Origin of the sequence: Chromatium okenii (genome assembly GCF_016583745.1) — a bacterium.
Lineage (GTDB): Bacteria > Pseudomonadota > Gammaproteobacteria > Chromatiales > Chromatiaceae > Chromatium > Chromatium okenii.
Window position 1 is genome coordinate 1 of record NZ_NRRQ01000064.1, and the last position, 7045, is coordinate 7045.

At 48.9% G+C, this 7045-nt stretch carries 8 protein-coding genes; 4 read left to right on the forward strand and 4 right to left on the reverse strand.

The annotated features are described in order from the left end of the window. Window positions 1-460, forward strand: a 460-nt coding sequence (locus CKO12_RS13795; protein WP_200155151.1) for a transposase, incomplete at its 5' end; no start/stop codon positions are given. Window positions 461-463: 3 nt separating this feature from the next. Here the strand turns inward: CKO12_RS13795 and CKO12_RS13800 are convergent. Then, a complete protein-coding gene (locus CKO12_RS13800) occupies window positions 464-658 on the reverse strand; it encodes a transposase (RefSeq protein ID WP_200155305.1) in 195 nt (64 codons plus the stop codon). Between the two features lie 47 nt (window positions 659-705). On the opposite strand from CKO12_RS13800, the gene CKO12_RS13805 reads away from it, so the two are divergent. The 3 genes from CKO12_RS13805 (at window position 706) to tal (ending at window position 4589) form a co-directional block, all read left to right on the forward strand. Next, window positions 706-984, forward strand: a complete 279-nt coding sequence (locus tag CKO12_RS13805; protein ID WP_200155311.1) for a transposase — start codon at window positions 706-708, stop codon at window positions 982-984. Between the two features lie 716 nt (window positions 985-1700). Further along, window positions 1701-3398, forward strand: a complete 1698-nt coding sequence (locus CKO12_RS13810) for a cation:proton antiporter domain-containing protein (protein WP_200155306.1) — start codon at window positions 1701-1703, stop codon at window positions 3396-3398. A 105-nt stretch (window positions 3399-3503) separates the two neighbouring features. Next, the gene (tal, locus tag CKO12_RS13815; protein ID WP_200155307.1) at window positions 3504-4589 is read left to right on the forward strand and encodes a transaldolase; all 1086 of its coding nucleotides are present in this window, start codon (window positions 3504-3506) and stop codon (window positions 4587-4589) included. An 87-nt stretch (window positions 4590-4676) separates the two neighbouring features. Here the strand turns inward: tal and CKO12_RS13820 are convergent, their stop codons facing one another. The 3 genes from CKO12_RS13820 to CKO12_RS13830 form a co-directional block, all read right to left on the reverse strand. Next, window positions 4677-4898, reverse strand: coding sequence for a YgaP family membrane protein (locus tag CKO12_RS13820; RefSeq protein ID WP_420826844.1), 222 nt, complete (start codon window positions 4896-4898; stop codon window positions 4677-4679). A gap of 106 nt (window positions 4899-5004) precedes the next feature. Continuing rightward, entirely contained in the window at window positions 5005-6378 is a 1374-nt protein-coding gene (locus CKO12_RS13825; protein ID WP_200155309.1) for an IS200/IS605 family accessory protein TnpB-related protein, read from the reverse strand. A gap of 7 nt (window positions 6379-6385) precedes the next feature. Next, window positions 6386-6994, reverse strand: a complete 609-nt coding sequence (locus tag CKO12_RS13830; RefSeq protein ID WP_200155310.1) for an IS607 family transposase — start codon at window positions 6992-6994, stop codon at window positions 6386-6388. Window positions 6995-7045 lie beyond the last annotated feature (51 nt).

Here is a 7045-nt window from a genome sequence, read left to right on the forward strand (position 1 = left end):
GACGCAGCTCAAATCAAACCGGCAAGTTGATCCAGACCGAACCGGAAACAGAGCGATTAGAGATGTTCATCTTTCTTCTGAGGGAGAAATTGTTCACCTAAAAGGTTATGGCTTAGTAAAAGCATTCCGGATCGTTTCCAAAAACGGTGACACGGAATACTGGGCGACTAATGATTTTTTAATGTCAAATTTGATGCGCAAAAGTTTGGCTGAAAAAAGATGGATGATTGAAGTTTATCATCACGATCTCAAACAAAACTGCGGTGTGGAACGCTGTCAAGCGCGTTCAGCAATTTCTCAACGCAATCATATTGGTCTTGCAATTCGTGCTTTCATACGTTTGGAACGCTACTTCTATCGAACTGGAATAAGCATTATGGAAGCAAAAAATAAGATCGTGCGCAGTGCCGTGCGATTTTATTTATCAGCACCATTGTATGGCTTGTTCGCAACTGCGTAACTCCTAATCTTTTAAAAGATGATCCGTATTAATTTTAGTTGGAGGTTTATTACGATGCTTTTGCGGTTCCAGTTCTTTATTCCAACGAGCTAAACTTGCAGGTCCGACTCCTAGCCTATGAGCGGCTTCACTATAAGTAAGATTAAGCTTTTCTTTTAGTTCTAATGCTCGACGACGAAAATCAATAGAATAAGTCATGTGTTTTTACCACCTTAGTTTATAACTCATTTTATGTTGGATCGACTATATTTACTGGTTCAATTAACTCTCAAGTTTTTCTTGCATGGATAACCGATGATTTGTTGCCAAAATTACCGAAAAACTGTGTTCTTGTTATGGATAATGCCGCTTTTCATAAAAGACAAGATATTCAGCAAAAGATTAAAGAAAGCGGGCATATTTTAGGATACTTGCCACCATATTCACCTGACTTAAATCCGATTGAAAACTATTGGGCAAAAGCAAAAGCGATTCGTAAAAGGAACCATTGCTCAGTTGATGCTTTGTTTGCCTGTCATTTGTAATCATTTTATGTTGGATCGACTATATGTCGAATATGTGGAAGTTGCAGCCTAACAAGCGGTTCAAAAGCAAACTCGCAGACGGCGCGGATTTTGTTCTAAAATGCCGTGCCAGCGGGGTCGATTAACCGATTCATTAGGCAAAAAGAAATTAACGCTCAATAAATTGCTAAATTGGAATCGGTTTAGACAACCAATTCTGCTCTGATATGAATGAAAAAAAGCCCCGCTAATGTGGGGCTTTTTTTGTGTCTGCATTCAAAAATAAACGCTTAAACAACGAATATCGCAGACAACCGCTACTAAATATCTAAAAAAATCTATACAAAAGCGTACAAATCTCGCTTTGATATATTCACATCGTCAACGCAAAAGCCATGATGAAACTATGGTCTCACTTTGCTCTGGTGTGCATTTAAGGTCTCGGCTGTAACGTGTCCAGACCATGTCTTTCGATACGAAAATGAAGTTTTATAATCTTGAGCTTGGTTTTCGCTCGACGGTTTGACCCCTTCACTTTCTTGGTTAAAGCGTAACACACTTTCACCTAATTTTTTCCATAAGTATAGATTATTGCAAGCTGTTACTTACCCCCGTGCTCACGCCGACTCAGCCGCTGGCGAGCGGTTGCTCCGCGCACCTGAAAACCGGAGCTTCACAACGCAACTGGTAAACTGCTTGGCCATTCGTTGCCATTCCGCTTGTGAGACACGTCAATCATGGAACTCAACAGCTTTGTGCTTTCCGCCATCGTATTACTGACTGCGGCAGCACTGGCAGTCACCTTGTTCAAACATCTGGGTTTGGGATCAATTCTCGGCTTGCTGGTCGCCGGCATCGCCGTTGGCCCGCACTCGCCCGGACCGGTCGTGACGCAACACGTTGAAGATATGCGTGATTTCACCGAGCTAGGCGTCGTCTTGCTGCTGTTTGTGATTGGGCTGGAGATGCAGCCCAAACGGTTGTGGGCACTGCGGCGCGAAGTGTTCGGTTTGGGCACGGTGCAAATTTTGCTCTGCGGCGGCGCGATTGCCGGTTACATCTCGTTTTATCAAGCGACGTGGCAGGCAGCGTTGCTGATTGGATTGACGCTCGCGCTGTCGTCCACCGCGCTGGTGATGCAATTGCTCCACGAGCGCGGCGATCTGGCGACGCGACATGGCACCGCCGCCTTTGCCGTGCTGTTGATGCAGGATTTAGCGGTCGTCCCACTGCTGGCGCTGGTGCCGTTATTTGCGAATCGCGGCAGTGACAATCCAGCGCCTTGGTGGGAACAATGGCTGCTGGTGGGCGGAATGATTGGCGCGGTATTCGCAGCGGGGCGCTATCTATTGCCCTTTGTATTAGAACGCCTGCTGCGCCAAAACAATCGTGATGCTTTTGCTTTGGTGGTTTTATTATCAGTATTTCTCGCTGCTGGCGCGATGCACCACGCCGGTTTATCAATGGCGCTAGGCGCATTTTTAATGGGGATGCTGCTCTCATCAACGCGCTTTAGTTTTCAGATTCAAGCGCACATTGAGCCATTCAAAGGCTTGTTAATGAGTTTGTTTTTTGTCGCGGTGGGAATGTCGATTGATTTACCCGCCATTGCGGAACATCCTTGGTTATTAACGCAGCACGTGTTAATTATTCTGACGATTAAGTTAATCGTGTTATTTTTTATTGCGCTCATTTTTGGGTTATCACGCGGCGTGGCGACGCGATTGGCATTTATGCTGGCGCAAAGCGGTGAATTCGGCTTTGTATTATTTGGATCGGCAAAATTGATGGGCGTGATTAACAGCACCACCTTTGCGCTGGCGGTGAGCGTCATTTCAGTGGGAATGTTGGCCACGCCGTTATTGGTGCGTTTGGGCGATTTGCTGGCGCGACGAGCGGAGCGGCGCTCGTCAACTGCGAAATACTACGATCAAGCAACCACCGGCATTCCGGTGAAAGGGCGCGTGGTGCTCGCCGGTTATGGGCGCGTCGGGCACACCATCGCGACTTTATTGGAAGTCAACAACATTCCGTTTATTGCGTTTGATACCAATCCGATTTACGTCGAACGCGGTGAGCGCGATGGGCGAGCGGTCTATTACGGCGATATTGGCAATCCCGAATTATTGCAGGCGGCGCAAGTGGAAAGTGCTGCGTTGGTGATTTTAACCATTGATCACGGTTTAACCGCTCTGCAAGCGGTGTCGCATATTCGCGTTGCTTATCCGCAGGTGCCCGTGATTGCGCGAGCGCGAGATTTAGAAGCCTGCGCCAATTTATTGCGAGCTGGCGCGACGCGGGCATATCCCGAAGCGATTGAAAGCAGTTTGCGGCTGGGCGCAGAAGCATTAGAAATGTTGGGTGTTACCAGCGGCGAGGTGAACGAATTGCTGCACGGGGTGCGCAGTCAGGGATATGCACCGGTGGTGGAATAGGCGCGGCTAAAACCTGCGTATGGCAGCGTACAGAGGCGCTGGTTGTAAGAGCGCAGAGTGCGGCAGTTCTCTCCGCCCAATTCGCCCGAACTCAGGACTGCAAACATGAACGCGACACAGGCACTCCACCAACTTGGACAGAGCCTCTGGCTGGACAACATCACCCGCCCGTTGCTGCGCAGCGGCACCTTGGCACGCTATATCAGCGCGTTAGCGGTGACTGGTCTGACCTCAAATCCGACCATTTTCGAGCACGCCATCGGCACGGGTGACAGCTACGACGCCAGCATCCACGCGCTTGCCGATATGGATTTATCAGATGAAGACCTGTTTTTTGAGCTTGCGCTTGAGGATTTAACGCAAGCAGCCGATCTGTTCCGCCCCGCCTTCACCGCCAGCGCCGGCGTGGATGGCTGGGTGTCGCTCGAAGTCTCACCGCTGCTGGCGCACAACGTGGCGCACACCATCCGCGATGCGAGCCGGCTACACGCCAAGGCCAACAAGGCCAACTTGTTCATCAAAATCCCCGGCACGCCCGCCGGTATCGCCGCCATCGAAGAGGTCATCTTCAACGGCGTACCGGTCAACGTCACGCTGCTGTTCTCGTGCGAACAGGTGCTGGCCGCAGCCGAGGCTTATCTGCGCGGCATTGAACGCCGCTTGGCGGCTGGACTCGATCTCCGGGTAGCGGCAGTGTTGTCATTCTTTGTGAGCCGCTGGGATGTCGCCGTGAAGCAGGATGTCGCAACGCCATTGCACAATCGGTTGGGCATCGCCATCGCCATGCGCACCTATACAGCACACGGCAAATTGCTGGCAGCGGAGCGTTGGCAGCGACTCGCCGCCGCTGGCGCACGAGCGCCGCGCCTGTTGTGGGCGAGTACCGGCACCAAGGATGTGGCTGCGCCGGATACCTTGTATGTTCAGGCGCTGGCAGCACCCGGAACGATCAACACCATGCCGGAGAAAACGCTGCTGGCTTTCGCTGATCATGGTCAGGTCGAACGGGTGCTGCCGGTCGATGGCGGTTATGCCGAAGCCGTGATTGCGGAATTCCAACACGAGGGCATCAACGATGACGCGCTGGCCGCTAGGTTGCAGCGCGAGGGGGTTGATGCTTTTGCGACGTCGTGGAATGCCATGCTGATGCGCATCCGCGAGAAGCGGGCGTCACCGGCACTGCGGACATGAGCACCGCTTGCCAACGCGCTTGAATTTGCGAACAAAAAAAAGCCCACCGCCGGGTCTGATGACCCGCTCGGCAGGCAGTGTCTTGGCTTATTTGTGTTCTGAAATCACTTCTTTATTGGAACTGAAATCAAAGAGAGTGTAAGCCAGACAGAAGCGAAAATACGCGGTAGTCAGCAATACTGCGCCGATCACGCCGACGACCCAACTGCTGCCGCTAAAGACGCTCAGGATCAGCAAAACGCCTAAAACCGCACGAATGATGCGATCAATATTGCCGACGTTAGATTTAGTGAAATCAACATTCATCATTAAGTACTGCTCCCAAAAATGTGCGCAAAAGTGTGTACACACAACTAGGTCATTCACTCTCCGTTGACCGTGTTGTCACGGCAACTGGAGTCTCGCCTGGGCAGTCTCAGGCATGACCAAAAGGCACCACGCATTGTCCGAAAACAATACAAGGTCTTTCAGTCTGACGGCTTCGTTCATCCAGAATCTTTTTTACCTCGCGGTAATTAAGATAGCGACTAATCCCCGTATCGTTTTTGCGCTGGAGAACATTCACCGCCGCAATATGATCGGCCACAAACACGCCCTTGCCCAACGGGCAATAAATAAACTCCCCAATTCTCTTGCCAAAAGCCGAGCAATTGGGCAGCCATTGCGACGTGTAAGCGGCATTGACCAAATTGACCGACGCACCGCGTCGGCGGGATACTGATTCAATTGCCTGTTGAATTAAACCTTTTATCCAACTCGCCAAGCGCCGGTTCATATTGCGCCCACGATCATAACCACGAATGACGTGCGTTAAATCTTCAACGACAATTGAATGTGCTTTATCAAAAATCGCATGTGCTGCTGCAAAAATTTTAGCTCTGATTTTCTGCCGATAGCGCCGCCGCCGTGCATTCAACTTTTTACGACCTAAATTATTTTTTCTAATCCGTTGGGCTTTGGCAGCGTTTTTTGTTTTTTTAGCAATGGCGGCGATTTTTTGGCGGGCAGTATAAACCGACTTCAAATGATCTGATTCTTGGGTTAATAATTGCCCTAAATCTGTACCATGACGCTGTCCATCACTGTCAGTAAATACCTCGCTAAACCCTTTATCAATCCCCAATTCTTGATCACCGCACGGGCGCGTCACACACGCATCCATTTCATTTACAGTGTAAAAAATAGCCACTTCACCATCGTCTCTCATGCAGATACGAATAGCACCGGTGATCTGATGATTAAATTGACCTAATGGAATCGCAAGACGCCGACCGCGCCGCAGAGAAGACACTTTAATCCAACATTGATCATTCAGCGTAAAACAATTATAGCCTTGAATATCAAAGACAATTTGATTGTACGTGTGACTTTTACCATGCGGCAACTGTCGCCGCATCAAACGATGTAATAGGTTATTTTTTGTCCATGTTTCATTGCGCAACATGGCAGTGAGTAATTTTTTATCTAACTCACAACGTTTAGAACGCCAAACCTTTTTAGTACACTCGGTCACTGCGGACGCTCGATTCGCTTTAATTGCGTTGAGCGCATCTTCTAGCGTCGCTTTCCAAATTCGAGCGGGTAATTGTGTTGTTGCACCTAAACCATCGCTGCGCATCCAATCTTGATCACGAATGTCACGCGGATTTTTGCCTAAACCATTCAATCCACCATAGCGCCGCCACGCTTCAGCACGCACCGCGCCACATAAACGCGCCATTTCTGTTAATCGCGTATATTTCGCTTTGGTGAGATTTTTTGATACCACGCAGCGCGTCACGAGTGACATACAGCACCTATTTTAATAACGCCTCTTTTAACTGCTTTTTATAATTACGTAATCCATACAACCGACTACTAAAACAGTGCACAATGGTCATCATATCCTGCACCATTTCTTGTTCTGGTGATAACCGTTGTTGATTTAATACTAACAACGCACAGCCGTGTGTGGTGGCATAGTGTTCAAACCATTCAAAACCAAAGCGAGTTAAACGATCTTGATGTGCAATAACGAGCGTTTTAATTTCATGGCGACCAATATCATCCATAAGTGCTAAAAACTTTTTGCGCTTAAAATTGAGTCCACCGCCAATTTCTTCAATAAACTCTACATTCGCTAATCCACTGGCAATGACAAATTCTTCTAATATCTGACACTGATTGCGTAAATCAGTTTTTTGTGCGGCACTAGAGACGCGGCAATAGGCAACAATGCGGTGCGGTGGTTTTTCAATAGCGCGTAACCCGAGAAATGTTTTAATCTGGGATTCTGTATAAACACGGCGATTCGTATCGGTGCGGGCAATGGGCACCAAACGTCCTTCCCGTTCCCAGCGTTGCAGGGTTTTGACGGAAATGCCGAGTAACGCGGCGGCTTTGCCTGTGCTGATTGTGTTTTCCATGTGGCTATAATGCACTAAAATGCACTTTATGCAATACTAGAGTTTAGCTCC

Excerpts from the sequence above, each read along its gene's own strand:
- CKO12_RS13800 (WP_200155305.1), bottom strand. The coding sequence starts at position 658 with ATGACTTATTCTATTGATTTTCGTCGTCGAGCATTAGAACTAAAAGAA.
- CKO12_RS13810 (WP_200155306.1), top strand. The coding sequence starts at position 1,701 with ATGGAACTCAACAGCTTTGTGCTTTCCGCCATCGTATTACTGACTGCG.
- tal (WP_200155307.1), top strand. The coding sequence starts at position 3,504 with ATGAACGCGACACAGGCACTCCACCAACTTGGACAGAGCCTCTGGCTG.
- CKO12_RS13820 (WP_420826844.1), bottom strand. The coding sequence starts at position 4,898 with ATGATGAATGTTGATTTCACTAAATCTAACGTCGGCAATATTGATCGC.
- CKO12_RS13825 (WP_200155309.1), bottom strand. The coding sequence starts at position 6,378 with ATGTCACTCGTGACGCGCTGCGTGGTATCAAAAAATCTCACCAAAGCG.
- CKO12_RS13830 (WP_200155310.1), bottom strand. The coding sequence starts at position 6,994 with ATGGAAAACACAATCAGCACAGGCAAAGCCGCCGCGTTACTCGGCATT.